The 16,213-nt window shown below is 56.5% G+C and carries 12 protein-coding genes and 1 riboswitch; of the genes, 10 read left to right on the top strand and 2 right to left on the bottom strand.

Features of this window, described 5'->3' with window-relative positions; all coding sequences use genetic code 11:
- Positions 1 to 187: 187 nt before the first annotated feature.
- Positions 188 to 2,305 (top strand): glutamine synthetase III, encoded by a 2,118-nt coding sequence (locus B4A77_RS01280; RefSeq protein ID WP_290737586.1) that lies wholly within the window; start codon positions 188 to 190, stop codon positions 2,303 to 2,305.
- A 49-nt stretch (positions 2,306 to 2,354) separates the two neighbouring features.
- Positions 2,355 to 3,812: a DEAD/DEAH box helicase gene (locus tag B4A77_RS01275; RefSeq protein ID WP_290737583.1), complete on the top strand. Its 1,458-nt coding sequence runs from the start codon at positions 2,355 to 2,357 to the stop codon at positions 3,810 to 3,812.
- Here B4A77_RS01275 and B4A77_RS01270 read toward each other — a convergent pair.
- Positions 3,794 to 4,810, bottom strand: a complete 1,017-nt coding sequence (locus B4A77_RS01270; protein ID WP_290737580.1) for a Fic family protein — start codon at positions 4,808 to 4,810, stop codon at positions 3,794 to 3,796. The genes B4A77_RS01275 and B4A77_RS01270 overlap by 19 nt on opposite strands.
- Positions 4,811 to 4,917: 107 nt before the next feature.
- Positions 4,918 to 5,109, top strand: a riboswitch (cobalamin riboswitch).
- Between the two features lie 5 nt (positions 5,110 to 5,114).
- Here B4A77_RS01270 and B4A77_RS01265 point away from each other — a divergent pair.
- The 8 genes from B4A77_RS01265 (at position 5,115) to B4A77_RS01230 (ending at position 14,358) form a co-directional block, all read left to right on the top strand.
- Positions 5,115 to 7,169, top strand: coding sequence for a TonB-dependent receptor (locus B4A77_RS01265; protein ID WP_290737577.1), 2,055 nt, complete (start codon positions 5,115 to 5,117; stop codon positions 7,167 to 7,169).
- Positions 7,170 to 7,236: 67 nt separating this feature from the next.
- Positions 7,237 to 8,727, top strand: a complete 1,491-nt coding sequence (locus B4A77_RS01260) for a YncE family protein (protein WP_290737574.1) — start codon at positions 7,237 to 7,239, stop codon at positions 8,725 to 8,727.
- 142 nt (positions 8,728 to 8,869) lie between these two features.
- Positions 8,870 to 9,715: a DUF3450 family protein gene (locus B4A77_RS01255; protein ID WP_290737571.1), complete on the top strand. Its 846-nt coding sequence runs from the start codon at positions 8,870 to 8,872 to the stop codon at positions 9,713 to 9,715.
- Between the two features lie 76 nt (positions 9,716 to 9,791).
- Positions 9,792 to 11,375, top strand: a complete 1,584-nt coding sequence (locus tag B4A77_RS01250; protein ID WP_290737567.1) for a MotA/TolQ/ExbB proton channel family protein — start codon at positions 9,792 to 9,794, stop codon at positions 11,373 to 11,375.
- 10 nt (positions 11,376 to 11,385) lie between these two features.
- Positions 11,386 to 12,069, top strand: coding sequence for a MotA/TolQ/ExbB proton channel family protein (locus B4A77_RS01245; protein WP_290737564.1), 684 nt, complete (start codon positions 11,386 to 11,388; stop codon positions 12,067 to 12,069).
- 57 nt (positions 12,070 to 12,126) lie between these two features.
- On the top strand, positions 12,127 to 12,531 hold the full coding sequence (locus tag B4A77_RS01240; RefSeq protein ID WP_290737561.1) for an ExbD/TolR family protein: 405 nt from the start codon (positions 12,127 to 12,129) through the stop codon (positions 12,529 to 12,531).
- A 66-nt stretch (positions 12,532 to 12,597) separates the two neighbouring features.
- Positions 12,598 to 13,245, top strand: a complete 648-nt coding sequence (locus tag B4A77_RS01235) for an energy transducer TonB (protein ID WP_290725605.1) — start codon at positions 12,598 to 12,600, stop codon at positions 13,243 to 13,245.
- Positions 13,246 to 13,368: 123 nt separating this feature from the next.
- On the top strand, positions 13,369 to 14,358 hold the full coding sequence (locus tag B4A77_RS01230; protein WP_290737558.1) for a tetratricopeptide repeat protein: 990 nt from the start codon (positions 13,369 to 13,371) through the stop codon (positions 14,356 to 14,358).
- Between the two features lie 28 nt (positions 14,359 to 14,386).
- On the opposite strand, the gene B4A77_RS01225 is transcribed toward B4A77_RS01230, so the two are convergent.
- Positions 14,387 to 16,183: an FISUMP domain-containing protein gene (locus B4A77_RS01225; RefSeq protein ID WP_290737555.1), complete on the bottom strand. Its 1,797-nt coding sequence runs from the start codon at positions 16,181 to 16,183 to the stop codon at positions 14,387 to 14,389.
- Between the last annotated feature and the right edge of the window lie 30 nt (positions 16,184 to 16,213).

Raw genomic sequence — 16,213 nt, 5'->3', positions numbered from 1 at the left:
GCCCAAAATATACGTTGTTTCCACGGGTTTGTCGCCGGTTTTCTTGTTTGCGCTTTACAAAAACGTAATAAAATGGTCTAATTTTACAAAAATGTAATAAAACGGGGCTGAAAAAGGCGAAAAATTCCGTGCAATGCGTGCCCGCTCTTTCTAATTTTGCCGCGTAATAAAGAAAAGGAACGTGAAAATGTCCACTACGCGCACAAAAGCCATCTACGATATCGCGACCGCCACCCCGGCCCCCGCGAAACCCGCCGAACCCGTCAATGTCGATTTTTACGGCGAGGACGTGTTCAATGCCGACGCCATGCGCAGCTACCTCCCGAAGGATATCTGCGAAAAGCTCCTGGCGACCATCGACGAGGGCGCACCGCTCGACCCGAACATCGCGGGCGATGTCGCGCATGCCATGAAGAAGTGGGCGATGGACCGCGGTGCGACGCACTTCACGCACTGGTTCCAGCCGCTCACCGGTTCCACCGCCGAAAAGCACGATTCCTTCCTGGAACCGAGCGGCTGCAAGGCCATCATGGTGCTGAGCGGCAAGAACCTCATCGTCGGCGAACCGGACGCGTCGAGCTTCCCGAGTGGCGGCCTTCGCTCTACGTTCGAGGCCCGCGGCTACACTGCCTGGGACCCGACCAGCCCCGCATTCATCAAGCGCCACGGCAACGGTGCCACGCTCTGCATCCCGACTGCGTTCTGTAGCTACACCGGCGAGGCGCTCGACAAGAAGACCCCGCTTCTCCGTAGCCTCCAGGCGCTTTCCAAGTCCACCCGCCGCCTCATGACCTGCTTCAAGGCGGGCCCCAAGAAGACGACCGTCACGCTTGGCGCCGAACAGGAATACTTCCTCATTGACAAGCGCTTCTACCTGCAGCGCCCCGACCTCTACCAGTCCGGCCGCACTATCTTCGGTGCCACTCCCGCAAAGCACCAGCAGATGAACGACCACTACTTCGGGAGCATCCCGAGCCGTATCCTGAACTTCATGAACGACGTGGAGAAGGAACTCTGGAGGCTCGGCATTCCGGCGAAGACTCGCCACAACGAAGTCGCTCCCGCGCAGTTTGAACTTGCCCCGATTTTCGAGGAAGTGAACCTCGCGTGCGACCACAACATGCTCATTATGGAAACGCTCCGCAATGTGGCCGACCGCTACGGGTTAGTTTGTCTGTTGCACGAGAAGCCGTTCGCCGGCGTAAACGGTTCGGGCAAGCACAACAACTGGAGCCTTTCTTACGGCAAGGGGAACCTCCTGAATCCGGGCAAGGACCCGCACCAGAACGCCGTGTTCCTTACCGCGATCTGTGCCATCATCTACGCCGTCGACACGCATGCCGACCTGCTCCGCATGACCTGCGCGGGTGCGGGCAACGACCACCGTCTCGGTGCGCACGAGGCTCCTCCGGCAATCATCTCCATCTACCTGGGCGACCAGCTGATGGACGTTATCGACCAGATCGAGCAGGGCTCCGCGAAGTCCAGCAAGCAGGCGGGCGCGATGAAGCTCGGGAGCGACATGCTGCCGCCGCTCCCGCGCGACGCCACCGACCGTAACCGTACATCGCCTTTCGCGTTCACCGGCAACAAGTTCGAGTTCCGCGCACCGGGGAGTAGCCAGAGCTGCTCCGAACCGAACGTGGTGCTCAACACGATTGTGGCCGAGGCGTTCGACATGATTGCCGAACAGCTCGAAAAGCTCGACGACAAGAACTTCCACACGGGCCTGCAGAAGATTTTGCAGAAGATTGTGAAGGAACACAAGCGCGTGCTCTACAACGGCAACGGCTACACCGACGAATGGGTGAAGGAAGCGGAACGCCGCGGACTCCCGAACATCCGCACGTCTCTCGAGGCCCTCAAGGCGCTCACGAAGGACGAGAACGTGGAACTGTTCGAAAAGTACGGTGTGATGAACCGCCGCGAGATGCTTTCGCGCTACGAAATCAACGTGGAAGACTTCCACAAGAGAATCCACATCGAGGGTGAAGTCGCCCGCGACCTCGCGAAGAACGTGATTCTCCCGAAGGTGGTGGAAGCCTACGAGAAGTCGTTGCGTACAAACGAAATGGCACTGAACCAGGGTTTCCCGGGACTCGATACCTACGTGAAGTCCATCGGGGAAGGCTGCCGCTCGCTCACCGAATCGATAGCTGCACTTGAAACGGCTCTCGAAGGCGAACATGAGGGAATCATCGCTGCCGTTGCTGGCCTCCGCAAGGTGGTGGACGGTCTCGAGAAGATTGTGCCCGACGAGATGTGGCCTCTGCCGAAGTATCGCGAGATGTTGTTTATTTACTAAGATGAAAAGCATGGGCGGTGCGTCGTAAATTTCTATCTTTGGGCGCGTTATGCTATTTTCGGAACTTCCCCTTGCAAATCCCCTGCAGCGCGCGGTGCGCGCTGTCGGTTACAAAAAACCCACTCCGATTCAGGAGCGTTCCATCCCGAGCCTGCTCGAAGGACGCGACCTGCTGGGTATTGCCCAGACGGGGACGGGGAAGACGGCGGCGTTCGCGCTCCCGATTCTGCAGCGCCTGCTCGATTCCGGAAAGTTCCGTGCGCCTAAGACCTGCCGCGCGTTGGTTTTACTGCCGACCCGCGAGCTTGCCATCCAGGTGGAGGATTGCTTTAAGCAATATGCGCAGTTTACCGCGATTTCGACGGCGTGCATCTTTGGCGGCGTGAGCGATGCTTCCCAGAAGCGAAACCTTGTCCGCGGTGTAGACGTGCTCGTGGCGACTCCGGGCCGCCTGCTCGATCTGATTGGCCAGAAGGCGGTGTCGCTGAAGGCTCTCGAGTTCTTTGTGCTCGATGAGGCTGACCGCATGCTCGACATGGGATTTATCCATGATATCCGCAAGGTGGTGGCGCTGCTCCCGCCTGTGCGCCAGAACCTGTTCTTCAGCGCGACGATGCCCGACGACATCACGAAGCTTGCGGCGACAATCCTGCGCCCGGATCCGGTGCGTGTGGAAGTGGCTCCGCAGAGCACGCCCATCGAACGCATCCGCCAGGAACTTTACCGCATCGACAAGCGCCGCAAGGGGGCCCTGCTGAAGGAACTTTTACTTGCCCATCCCGAGATGACGAAGGTGCTCGTGTTCAGCCGCACCAAGCACGGTGCGGACAAGATAACGCGAGTCCTTGAAAAGGCGGGTGTCAAGTGCGCGGCGATTCACGGGAACAAGAGTCAGAACCGCAGGCAGGAAGCCCTGGGGAACTTCAAGAACGAAAAGATTCGCGTGCTCGTGGCGACTGACATTGCCGCCCGCGGTATCGACGTGGACGACGTTTCGCACGTGTTCAACTACGACTTGCCCGATGTGCCCGAGACGTTCGTTCACCGCATCGGACGTACGGCCCGTGCGGGCAAGGACGGCATCGCGATTTCGTTCTGCGCTCCCGACGAGGAACAGGACTTGCGCGCCATCGAAAAATTGACGCGCATCCGTATCCCGGAAGGCGACTTGTCGATTTACGAGAAACTGCCGCCCCCGCAGAAGGAGACCGCCGAGAGCGAGATGCGCAATGCGCGCGGCCGCATGAACCGCGGGGAAGCGCAGGCCCGTGCCGAGAAGTCCCGCGAGAAGAAGCCCGCCCGCGGTTTAACGCCGAAAAAAGACGAGCGTCGGGCCGAACAGAAGCATACAGACCCTCGCCTACGCGAGGGTGACGAGGGTAATAGGCGCGAGGGTGACGTGCGCCCTGAAAACGGTATGCCCCGCCATAAGCATCGTCGCAACCGCCCGGGCAGCCGTGCCCGCAAGCGCATGCGCGAAAACGGCGGCTATTCCACGACGCTGTAGGTCTGGCTGCGTCCGCCCTTCTTGTTTGCAGAAACAAGCCCCTTCTCGATGAGGCTCTGTATTTCGCGTAATGCGGTGTCGTGGCTTGTGCCGAAGAGGGCGGCGACGTCCTTTGCGGTGAAGTTCCTGGGAAGTTTTTCCGTGAGGGCCGAATTCAGGAGCAGCTGCTCCCTTTCGGTTGTCTGCACTCCCGAATGTCTTGCCAGGAATCGAAAGCGCTTGGTCTCGAATTCAATTGCCGATTCGCTTGTCTGTACCGATTCCTCTATTTGTTTCAGGAACCACAGGATCCATTCCGTGAGGTCCCCGTTGCCGCATTGGGCTCTGTTCAGCGTGCGGAAGTATTCTTCGCGGTTCTTGAGGATTTGGCGGTTCAGGGAATAGTGCATGCGTGCGGATTTTTGTGCACGGCTCAACTGCAGTGCCGTAATGGCGCGCGCGATGCGCCCGTTCGCCCTGTCGAAGGGACGCAGCGTCAGGAACCAGAAGTGCGCGATGGCTGCCTTGATGGTGCCGTCCGTGGAGGAATTCTCGAACCACCGCAGGAAGTTTTCCATTTCGACAGGCAGGCGTTCGGGACCCGGTCCCGTAAAGTGCAGGCCTTCCGTGTCGGACGAGATTTTGCTTACGTTGCTGCGCCATGCCGCCACCCGGTTCCCGACCAGGGAGCCGTACCAGTTGGAGAGGCGATCCTGAGAGAGGGGGACCGTGTAGTTTTCGATGGCGCCGATGTAGTTCTGTACATGGGCGCTGCTTCCCTGGGCGCGGAGCGAAACTTCGGTCCGGATGGTGTCGGCGTCGAGTTCGGTCCCGTCGATGGCAAAATTCGCAACGATGTCCTCGGTGATGAGGTCCGTCTCCAGGTCCTTGGTGCCTGCGAAGGAGAGGAGGCCCGCGAGTCTGCCCTCGCTGAAGCGTGCCCTGCCGAGTGCGTCGAGCACCCGCGCGGAGTCGAACCTGAAGCGCGTCCAGTCGGGAAATTGGTGGATGAACAGCATGCAAATAATATAGTCTATTTTACGCAAATTGTGCGTCGGAAGTTGCTCGGTATGCGTATTCGTTGAAAAGGCGATGCCCTTTTTTTATATTTGGCGAAAAAGTTTCCTGTGCCCTGAAAAGCTCTTGCAGGTGGCCCCGGTTGCCCGCAAGGAGAGAACCCCGTGAAAGCCGGGGGCGGTCGCGCCGCTGTAAGGGAGGACGAAACCGGTATGAACCAATGTGCGAGAAATCGCATGTGAAGGAGCCGGGAGTAGGGTGATCCCCGAGCCAGAAGAACTGCGGGAAACGTGATGTTGAGGAACGATGCGAACGACATCTTTCTGCAAAGCCGCGATGTATGCGGTGTTTTTGTGCTGTGCTTGGGCTAGTGCCCATGCGCAAGTTTCCGTGTCTTCCAAGGAAACCACTGTCGATGAGTCCGCGCCCGTGCAGGACCTGGGCGTTTCGGAGGTCGAATCCTACGCTATCGCCGAGACAGAAAATCCGGGAACGGACTACATGGAAATTACGCCTTCCGCATGGGAGGGCCTAGGCCTTTCGGCTTCCGAAGTCATTTCTTCGCTTTCGGGTATCCAGGGTTACAAGCAGGGCGGCATGGGCAGCTTCCAGACGGTATCCATCCGCGGGATTGCTGCGCGTAACGTGCTGATTTGCATCGACGGCATTCCCCTGAACGATGCGGGTGGCGGTGCTGCCGATCTGGGGGCGATCGACCTCAACAATATCGAGAGGATTGAGGTCTACAAGGACAGGGTCCCGGCGAAGTTCGGCGGTGCGGGTCTCGGTGGCGCGATAAACTTTGTCACGAAGGATGCGCTGCATAGCGGCAAGAACCCGAAGGGGCGCGTCATCGCGAGTTACGGTTCGCACAACACGTTCGAGGGTTCCGTGCAGGTTTCAGCGAGCGTCAAGGACAGCGTGCAGTTCTCCGCGACGGCATCCATGCGCCATAGCGACAACGACTACGAGTTTGAAAACCGCAACGGCACGCTCTATAACGACGAGGACGATTTCAAGGACAGGCGCAGGAACGCGGAGTTCACGGAATATTCCGGCAGCTTCCAGTACCGCATGCTCCACGGAAACGGGTTCTTCTCTATTTTGTCTGCAAGCGCGTTGCACACGCAGGCGGGGAACCCGGGCCTGGAAGATCTGCAGACCTTCGTGGCGGAATTTACGGGCGACATGATGCAGGTGGCTTACCGCCTGGAATTTCCGACGGTTGCCGACATCTTGCTCCTGACGGCGGGTCTTACCGGCAAGTTCGAGAAGAACATGTCCTCGTCGTATTACCCGCTCGACAAGATAGGGTTCCTCTCGAACGATTTCAGGGAATACGGGCTCGCGGGTTACAGGGCTATTCCCGAGATGTCGGCGAACCTCTTGCTGGACAAGTTCGAGGCTTACCTGCGCCTTGCGGGTAGCGCGGAACTCTGGGAATCGCGCGGTACGCTCAAGAAGTTTGAACTGGAACGCCTCGCGGGTTCGATTGCGGGCAATGCGGAATACAACTTTACGGACTGGTTCTCGCTGTTTGCCGAAGGCAACATCCTCAAAACGTACGACAATATCGGTGGTGGCCAGGTGCTGATGACTACGGGCTCTGCGGTGGTGGACGAGGCGACGGATCGTGACCTGAGCCTTGCGGGAATGGTGCAGGCGAAACTCGGGAAGAAGGATTCCTGGATCGGCGGCAACGTCTCGTTCGGGCGCTTCTACAGGCAGCCGCAGCTGATGGAACTCTACGGCGTGTATCCGGGAACCCTTTCTAGCCCCACGCTCAAGGATGAATCGGCCTTGCGTTTTGCGGCAGGCCTTTCGTTTGCTACCCCGAAGAACCGTTCGGTATTGCGTGCCACCTATTTCGAGAACCATGTCGAGAACGGTATATACTGGATTACGAGTACCAACTTGATGAAGGCCTTCAATGTCGACAAGTCGCTTATCCGTGGGGTGGAACTCGAACTGGAAAGCCGTCCGGCGAAATTTTTCCAGACCGTGCTGCGCGGGACTATCCAGGACCCGCGTGATGACGGCGCGAACAGGGCCTACAACGGAAACTTGTTGCCGGGCGAACCCGTGCACAGTTACTTTGTCGAGGGTACGTTCTTCTTGCCGCTCAATTTGAGGGCCATTTTCCAGACGACTTACAGGACGCGAATTTTCAGTGACCGCATGAATTTCACGAGGCAGCCCCCGGTTGCCCGCTACAACGCTTCGCTCGCATGGCAACCGTGGGAAAAGACGCAGGTTATATTCGTGGTAGACAACATTTCGGATGAGACGTATCGCAATATTTATACGCCCTTCCCGGCGCCCGGTCGAGAATACAGGTTTACACTCATACAGGGGTTCTAGCCCCCGCGCATTACCGAGTACATAGGGTTATGACAAAGTAATTGCGTAAAGCCAGAAAGGACAAACCATGAACAAGAAAATACTCACATTACTTGCTTCAATGTCGCTTGCGTTCTTCATGAGCGCTTGCGGTGACGACAACAGCTCGAGCACCGGCGTGGATTGCCTCGAGAACGAAAGCTGTCTGGACGATGATCTCAGCAGCGCTTCCGACGACGAGAGCTCCAGCTCCGTGAAGGGGAAGTCTTCCAGTTCTTCGAAGACCAAGTCGAGCAGCTCTGTCAAGAAAGACGAAAAGTCTAGCTCGAGCGAAAAGGACGCCAAGTCCAGCTCCAGCACGAAGGATGAAAAGTCCAGCAGTTCCGCGAAGAAGGACGATAAGTCTAGCTCCAGCACGAAGGACGACAAGTCCAGTTCCAGCGAAAAGGTTGAATCTAGCTCCTCCGAAGCTGAAAGCAGTTCTTCCGAAGAACCGGAATCTAGTAGCTCCGTGGAACTGAAGGTGACCTTCCTTTCTGAAACGCCGAACGCCGCAGACCTAGAAGTTTCCGGTGACACGCTGTTCGCCGTGTTCCAGCGCTATGTTCCGGTTACTGGCGGTGCAGATTTCCAGGATCCGGGCCTTCTCGCCATGTATAAGTTGAGCGATGGAACCCTTCTTGATACGATTCCGCTTCTGACCAAGAACCCGATGGCTGTCAAGGTCGTGAAGGGTAATGTGTACGTGGGTACTCAGGGAGAATACAATCCTGTTACATGGGGTATTGATGCCGATGATAACCGCGGTATCGAAAAAATCGACCTAAAGAACAAAAAGTCTGAACTTTGGGTAAGCGGCGCGGAACTCGGTGGTGGCGTGAATCTCATGGAAGTGAATGCTAAGGAAGGCAAGGCCTATGTCGCTGTTTACAGGGCTTATGGTGATGTCTTTGTTGTAGAAGTTGATTTGGCGAGCAAGTCTGTGAAGAGCGTTGGTAAGGAGGTTGATGCGACTGGCGGATTGTTCTTTGATGCCGATAAAAACCTCCTTTACATTGGTGACCGTGGCGTCGTGAATTGGACAACCCTTGACGCGAGTGACATGGGTGTTCGCGCCTATGATGGAACGACGTTTACCTCGTTGACATCTGAAGAACCCTATGAGTTCCTCTATCAGCCTTACAGTATTGCCGTCGCAGGTGGAGAACTGTTCGTCTATGTTTCGGACTATAGCTCTGGTGCCCTGTACTGGTTTGAAGAAGGTGAATTCAATGATGAAGATCGCATTCAGTTCTCTGCCGACGCTGTCATTAGAAATGTGAATGGCAAGCTGATAGTGCTGGACCGTGGCGACAAGGGTAGCATTGCTGAAGTGAACGCTAGCGCCAAGACGGTTGCCTGGCAGGCCGCTCTTAACAAGGACAATCCCTATGATATCGTGGCTATCGACAACAGCACTGCATGGGTTGCCATGTATGACGTTGGCGAAATCCGCAAGATTTCTCTTGGTGACGGTTCCACCATTTCGAGCATCGACACGAAGGAATTCAGCGCCAAGAAAGTCGAAGTCGTGGAGTAATTTGTAAAAAAATTAAGTCCGGCAAATCGGTCAATAACCCTGCAGGCTGTCCTGTGGGGTATTTTTTCTATTGCGGTGACACTTTTGGCGGGTTCAAGTGTTATAATAATGTAATTTTGATATCTAATTCATTTGGAAAGTTATGAAAAGATTGAAATTCTTGCCCCTCGTGCATTTGGTGCTCATGGTGCTGCTTGTTTCGGGCCCGGCCCTTGCTGACCGCGCTTCCGAAATTCAGGACCTGAAGCTCGAGAAGGAAAAACTGAATTCCGAAATCCAGAAGCTGAATCGCCAGATCTCGGCGACGGATTCGATGCTCAAGGCGGACGATTCCCGCTACAGGACTCTGCAACAGCGCTACAAGGCCGACACGGAACGCCGCCGTGCCGAAATCGACAGCCTGAACGCGAAGATAAAGGCGGTTGCGGGCGAACTCCAGACGGAACGCAACAAGCAGGCCCGCGCGAAGAATCGCACGGACAACGTGGCCGCAAAGCGCAAGGCGTTGCGCGCTGAACTTGCGGGCATCAGCAAGAGGCTCGAGTCACAGGTGGCGCAGACGGTGCCCTGGGAACTCGAAAGCAGGCTCGACCGCGTAAAATCCCTTACCCGCGATATCGAGAGCGGGAACGCGAGCGAGGAGGAAGGCTTTTCGCGTCTCAAGTCGCTCATTGCCGAAGAGACGAAGTTCGGTGACGAGGTGGCGATTATCAACAGTCCGCTCACCCGCAAGAACGGCGAACTCATCAACGCCTCGATTCTGCGTATCGGGAACCAGTGGATGGTCTACAGCGATGACAACGGCACGGTTTTCGGTGCGCTGGTGCGCAAGGTCGAAGACGGGAAGGTCGTTTACGAATGGAACGAGGAATTGAACCTGGAAGAACGCGCGGCGGTGAAGCTCGCGCTTGACGTGAAGCAGGCGAAGAAACCGCCCCAGATTGTGAAGTTGCCCGTAAGCCTCTCTATCGTGGGAGGTGAAAGATGAGATTAGACGAAAGACGAATGACGAAAGACGAAAGAACTGTAAGGTTGGTGAGCCTCTCTATCGTGGGAGGTGAAAGATGAAAAAATCACGATTTGTCATCCTGAGCGGAGCCCGTCAGGGCGTAGTCGAAGGATCTAGGCTTGCATTATTTGCCTTCTTGTTTCTTGCATCTTCTGCATTTGCATGGCCGTGGTCTTCGGGCGAAAAGAAGTCTACCGCCGAGGACCAGGCGCGCATCAAGGATTCCCTGCAGATGGAAGAGGTGCGCAGCTTGCAGCGCGAGGTGGAGGCACTTACCCGCATTCGCCTGCAGAAGGCCGACTCGCTCGAGAAACTCGAGGCGGAACACTGGCGCAAGCGCTATGCCGAGTCGCAACTGACCGAGGAGCACCAGGCGGCATCGCGTGAACTTGACGGCCGCTATTCCAAGCTCTCGACGGATCTTGGCCGCGTGAACGAGGAAGTCATGGCGAGCAGGAGCATGACGGGCGATGCCGAGGAGAAGGCGCAGGCCGATGAATCGGCATACGATGCGCTCAACACGCAGGTGAAGCTCTCGATTGACAAGACTCTCGGTGACGTGATGGGCGATTACCCGGTGGGCATGAACGGACGCCTAATCCGCCTGAAGCAGGCTTCCGAGGATGCCGAGAAGAAGGTGCCGAATACGGTCGGCGCGGTGCAGAATTTTATGAACGACCTGCTGCTGCGTCATGAACTGACCTACACGCAATTCTACGGGCGCGAGACTTCGCAGGTGGGCAACCGCCCCGACGTGAACGTGAACCGCTTGCGCCTGGGTACGGTCTTTTTGGGCGAGGTCGCGCAGGATAACGGCGAGGTGCAGGCGCTGCTCCGCTCGGGTGCATTGCAGGGCAAGATATTCGAATGGAACGCGTCGCTCCCTCCGGAGATGGCCGCGAATATAAAGCAGGCCGTATCGCAGGCCTCGGGGGCTTCCACGGTTGTCTCTATCCCGCTGGACGTACTGCAGAACAAGGCGGTCAAGAACGCGATTACCGACACGAAGGAACTTACCTGGCGCGAGGAATTCCAGGCGTTCTTCAAGAAGGGCGGCATCGTGATGTACCCGCTCCTGCTGGTGGCTATTTTCGCGCTGCTGCTTTGCCTGGAGCGCTTCCTGGTGCTCAGCTACCGCGGGCATCTGAGCAGGCGATTCAACCGCAAGCTCGACGCCCTCGTGAAGGAGAACCGCTACGAGGATGCGGCTGGTCTCTGCCTCAAGAAGGAAACGAGCCTCTCGATGGTGCTTTTTGCGGTGCTGAACCGCGCCCGCGACAAGCGCGAGGATGCGGAACGCGCCCTGCAGGAGGCATTGCTCCGCGAGCAGCCGAAACTGGAACGCCGCATGGGGCTCCTTGCCGCGATGGGCTCGATTGCCCCGCTGCTCGGCCTACTCGGTACGGTTACGGGTATCATCACGCTCTTTACGGTGATTACCGAGGTGGGCACGAACGACGCTCGCGTGCTTGCGGGCGGCATTTCGGAGGCTCTCGTGACAACGGAAACGGGCCTCGTGATTGCAATCCCCGTGATGATATTGCACGGCCTCCTGAGCGAAAAAATCGAGAAGGTCACGAGCGAGATGTACGTGCAGAGCACCGCACTCCTGAACCGCATTTTCGGGAAGAAAGAATAAGTTCCGCGTCATGACTAACACCCACTACATACTTATCGAGTCGCTCGAGAATACGTACCATGCCGGCGGCGTGGTGATGCTCCCGATTCTCCTGGCGGGTGTCGTGGGTTTCTACTACCTGTTTTCGAGCTGGTTCCGCATCGGGAGCGACTTTTTCCGCACCGACATCCACAAGGTCATCAAGCGCATGCGCGTGGACCTGAACGGCGGAATCGAGGAAGACGAGAAGAATGCGGAACCGCCCAGCGTGAAGAAGGCTCTCCGCAGGCTGCGCAAGCGTGGTGGGCTCCTCTCGCGGGAACTCTGCTATGCGATTGACGTCGCGAGCACCAATCCCGAGGGCTTCCGTGACTATATGCAGGTGCGCATGATGAAGACGGTGCGCTACATGGAGCAGGGAAACCACATCATATCCGTGATGGCATCTGCGGCGCCGTTGCTGGGCCTGCTCGGCACGGTGACGGGAATGGTTTCTACCTTCGAGGTGATTACGTTGTACGGGAACCAGAACCCGGTGCTCATGGCCGACGGTATCTCGGAGGCGCTTATATCTACGCAGAGCGGGCTCCTGGTGGCATTCCCGCTCACGCTCCTGAAACAGCGCCTGGACGAGCGCGTAGAAATGCTGCGCCAGAAGATGGAACTCGGCGCGACCGTTATAGAGAATTATTTTGTAGAGAGGAAGTGCCCGTGATTCGTCATTGCGAGGCTTCGAAAGAAGCCGTGGCAATCCTGGAATGAAGGATTTATTATGGAATTCAACTTGCCGAGAAGAAAGCAGAAGGATATGGGCATCGAGATGGGCCCGCTGATGGACATCGTGTTCATCCTCCTCATCTTTTTCGTGGTCACTTCCTCGTTTACCCGCGAGACGGGCGTGGACGTGACGAAGCCTCAGGCACAGTCCGCAAGCCAGCTTGAGAAGGAAAACCTGCTGATTGCGATTACGCGCGAAGGGACAATCCACATGAACGAGCGGCAGGTGGACCTTACGAGCCTGCAGGATATCTTGAAGCAGTCGCTCGCGAAGGCGCCCGACCGCGAGGCCGTAGTGATTGCGGATAAGGGTGCCGAGACGGGCGTGCTCGTGCAGGTAATCGACATGTGCAACCTGGCCGGAGTGAAGAAGGTCTCCATCGCGGCGCAGGCGGAGTGACGCAAAGCGTCATCCTGAGCGCATTGCGTGGCACGAAATTGCAGGAGCTGTATCTAGGAATTTGTGATGTTGAAGTTCTTTAAGAAATTGTTGAAGCGTTTTGCTATCCTCATCGCGGCTATCCTCGCGAGCTGTGCGCTCGTGTTCTCCGTGACGATGGCGAACCTCTTCTTGACGGGCAAGGTCTTTCACGAAAAGAAGTACAACAAGACAGAAATTGCCGTGAAGAAGGTGGAAGAAGTCGAGAAGAAGGTCGAGAAGAAAAAGCCTGCGCGCAAGCCCGACCGCCAGAAGTCCAATTCGCGTTCCCCGAAGGCGGGGCCGCGTTTCGCGATGAATCTCGGGACGGCATCGGGTAACGCCGGCGCCGCCGTGAGCGAGGACATGGTGGCCGATTTCCGCGGCGGGGCGCTTTCGACCGAAAAGGGCGACGTGGACAAGAAACCCGAAAGCAGGGCGTATCCGAACTTTCAGGTGCCCCCGCAGATCCGTGACCGCGAAATCGATGCGATGCTGCGGCTCAGTTTCTGTGTGGACGTGAACGGCAAGGCTTACGATATCAAGGTGCTGGAGGAATCTCCCTCAGGTTCCGGGCTCGCCGCCGCCGGCCGCGAGGCGCTATCGCGCATGACATTCGCGCCTGCCGAAAAGGCGGGCAAGGCGGTACCCTTCTGCGGCATGGAACAGCCTTTCGAGGTAAAGTTCAGGGACTGATGCGATGTGTAGTGTGAAGTGTGTGATGAGTGATGTAAGTGTGTCATCCTGAGGAATTTGATGGTAAAGATGTTGAACATAAGATGCTTGAAAAATGGAATAGGTGCATTGCTTTTTCTTGCGGTGTCATCCTTCGCGGCGCAATCCGCATATGACCTGATGGAACGCGCGAACGCCCTCTACCGCGACGGCAAATTCAAGCAGGCCATCACGCTCTACCGCAAGGCGGAATCCCGCGGCGCGGACCCCGTCGCCACCAGTTTCAACATCGCGAACAGCTACTACCAGCAAAACGACCTGCCGAACGCCGCCGCCACGTACCGCAAGGCTATCGACTTCTCGAACGGAGCGTTTTCCCCTGCGCTTTTCAACATGGCGAGCGTGTACTTTAGGCTCAAGCAGTACCCCGAATGCGTGGCGGCGTACCACAGGGCGTTGAAACTGGAGCCCGAAAACGTTTCGGGCTGGCTTTACCTCGGCGAAGCCTACGGTAAAACCGGCGACGCGGTCGGCGCGCTGCGTGCCATCGAGAAGGCCTACCAGCTCGACAAGGAAGACATAAGCATCGTCTACCAGCTTTCAGAGGCGAACATCGCGCTGAACGATTTCGAGCGCGCCGTAGCCGTTATCCGCGAGGGCTATGCCGCGCACCCCGACGAGGTGGATTTTCTCGTGTATCTCGGCGATGTGTACCGCCTGAACAAGCAGTTCGAGGAAAGTGCCGCCGCTTACCGCGAGGCGCTGGGTGTCCGCCCCGATGATACCGCCACTATGTACAAACTAGCAGACGTCCTCGCCGAAGACAACAAGCCGTTTATCGCGATGGACGTGCTCAACAACCTGGTACAAATCAAGCCGGATTTTAGCGATGCCGCCATATTCCTCGGGAATCTCGCCTACGACGCGAAGTTCCTTGACCGCGCCGAATCCGCATATGAACTTGCGGCAAAACAGGGCAACGCGGAATCTGTCTACGGGTTCAAGAACATGGCCTACGACGCCCATGCCGAAAAGCGTGACGACGAGGCGCTCCGCCTGCTGAAAGTCGCACAGAAGTACTTCCCCGACGATATCACCGTGCAGGCGGACATCCTGGAATTCGAGAAGAACTAAAAAGTCCGGCGAGTGAGCCGGACAAATTTTAATCCTTCACGCAGCGGACTGGGTTATAGCACTCTTCGTCGTTATAGTCCCATACTTCCGCTTCATTTTCTGATCCCCTTATTACAATGTAGTATTGGGTCGAGGATGCATAATATACCCATAGACGTCCATATTCACCCAAAGAATGGAATCCATCATCACTGCAATAGCATCCAGTGCCCACAAAGGAGAGCCCGTATGTATCAGTCCCGGGTGTAATTCCTGTTTTCCATCCCTTTGCCGACATCAACGGGAGTGCGTGTCCGCTGGCAAGATTTACAAGGTCTTGCGCCTCCTTATTTGTCGGGATATGCCACCCGTCAGGGCAGATTCCCTGGATGTGGCCGGTACCCAGGTCGCATGAAGATTTATAGGCACAACTGGAGGAATTCATCGCCGCGCTGCGGCTATAAAAGTGACCGTATAGTTCGCAGAAACGGTCGTCATCGTTGAAACAGGTAGATACTCCAATTTCGTTGCCGGCGTAGTTCAAGTTCTCCGCCATCCATGTTGCACTACCGACTTTTACGGTCTTGTATGTCTTGCCGTCGCGCGAGTCCGTCATGGTGCCATATTCGATGTCCGGGTTGAACTGCTCGTCAGCGGCTTCCAGGAGAGGCTCGGCGCCTGCCTGCTTGGTTCTCGATGAACTGCTCACGGAACTGGACGAAACGCTGCTCGACGAGCTCGGCACTACGCCGTCACCCTTCACGCAACGGACGGAGAAGTTCGACTCGTAGCCGTCGAAATCATTGATGAACGCCTCGTTGTCTTTTCCCCTTATGAGAAGGTAATACATTTTGCTCGACTGGTAATAGACCCACATGAATGTGAATTCACCGATGTCGTTGAAACCGTCCTTGGTATCATATTGTCCCGTTCCCACGAAGGAGAGCCCGTACGTATCGATCCCAGGATTGATGTACAGCGAATCCTCGGTTCCCCATCCTATCGTCGACATCAGCGGTTGAGCCTTTTTGCCGGCAAGGGTTACCAGCGTCTGCGTCTCGGAATATGTCGGGATATGCCATCCGTCCGGGCAGACGCCCTGAATAGGATCGTTCCCCAATAGACAGCTAGCTCCATACTCGCATTTTGAACTGTTCATCGCGGCATCGCGACTATAAAGGCGGCCATACAGTTTGCAGATTTCCTCGTCACCTTTAAAACAATAGGACTTACCTACTTCGTGGTCGGTGTAGTTCAGGTTTTCCGCCATCCAGATCGTTCCCTCGACATCTACCGTCTTGTACGTCTTGCCGTCGCGCGGGTCGGTCATGGTGCCGTAATCGATGTCCGGATTGAACTGTTCGCCCTTTTTTGTGAGGCGTGGCTTGAGTTCTTCCCAACTCAGCGAGGAACTACTCGACCTTGCCGACGAACTCGACGAACTGTAGCTTGAAGAACTGTAGCTCGACGAATACCGCGAGCTGCTGGAGTCATCGTCTCCGGAACTACTCGACTCGCGTGAACTGCTTGAAACATTCTTGCGGACAAACTCCTTGCCCTTGGCCGTGAGTGTATCGTTGTATCCAGCCCAGATATACACGGAGTCAATCTCGTCGAACTCGCAGAAGTAGCTTTCCTTGTCGCGTCCGACAATCGCCTCGCGGCCCTCGCGCATCTCGTTGCACGGGTAATCCGCAAATCCATTGTTTGACTTGAACGCATAGTCGTACCCGCGGTTCTTCGAAACCGGGGAGAAATTGTCGTCGTCACTGCAGGCGGTAAAAAATATCGTTGTCGTGGCTAGAACGCACAGGCCGGGCAAGTGTCTAAACACAGAATGCTTCATTCATCCTCCTTTAACATCCTGCATAAAATA

The organism is Fibrobacter sp. UBA3718, assembly GCF_002371935.1.
Lineage (GTDB): Bacteria > Fibrobacterota > Fibrobacteria > Fibrobacterales > Fibrobacteraceae > Fibrobacter.
This window is presented reverse-complemented; position numbering and strand designations above follow the sequence as displayed.